The organism is Stenotrophomonas sp. P5_A9 (genome assembly GCF_056400525.1).
On sequence record NZ_JBFULC010000151.1, the window covers coordinates 1 to 628 of the forward strand.

General features: G+C 57.3%; 1 protein-coding gene. It reads right to left on the bottom strand.

From position 1 onward, the window contains the following. Positions 1–207: hypothetical protein (locus AC1DR7_RS20335; protein WP_478076677.1), on the bottom strand; the 207-nt coding region annotated here is incomplete at its 3' end. Positions 208–628 lie beyond the last annotated feature (421 nt).

The window sequence follows — 628 nt, forward strand, 5'->3', positions numbered from 1 at the left end:
TCGGTAGCTATCCATAGATCTATCAAGATCAACTGGGACGCCATCACCACCGTCTTCATAGATCATCCCCCTGCACATATAGCCATCGATACGGCTCGTTTCCTCATTCGACGCGACGAGCGAATCCGCAAGCGCCAAGGCTTTGCTTGCCTCGCCCTTGTCAAGCAGTCGAACTGCCGCTCTAAAATCGGAACTCACCCTGCTCATGGGTTTGGGAACTCCCTAGTCGTTGCCTTTGCCCAACGTACGGCACCATCCTTCTTTCTCAGCTCTTTCTCGTTGCTGGATACGTTGAAGACTGGGTCTACCCCCGTTGCAAATACCGGTACCGACGCACACATAGTGCAACGTCTCCCGACCCGTTTCTGACTTGAATACCGCCCCTCCCACCCCCCCCCCAATAATTACACCTTCCGTCACCACGGGCGCAGTACTCCCGGAGAGCGCTATTGCCGACGGAGTGGCGGTGACCGTTAGCGCAGGGAGCGTTACCGTCCGCGTCAACTCCCCAGATCGTATCGCCTGGGCGGTGGAAGTGTCGCGTCGAAGGGCATTTACGGTCGTCAAGCTGAAGAAGCTTGGCTGCGGACCAGGCACCGATCTCGGAGCGGTTACAGTGACCGTTGGC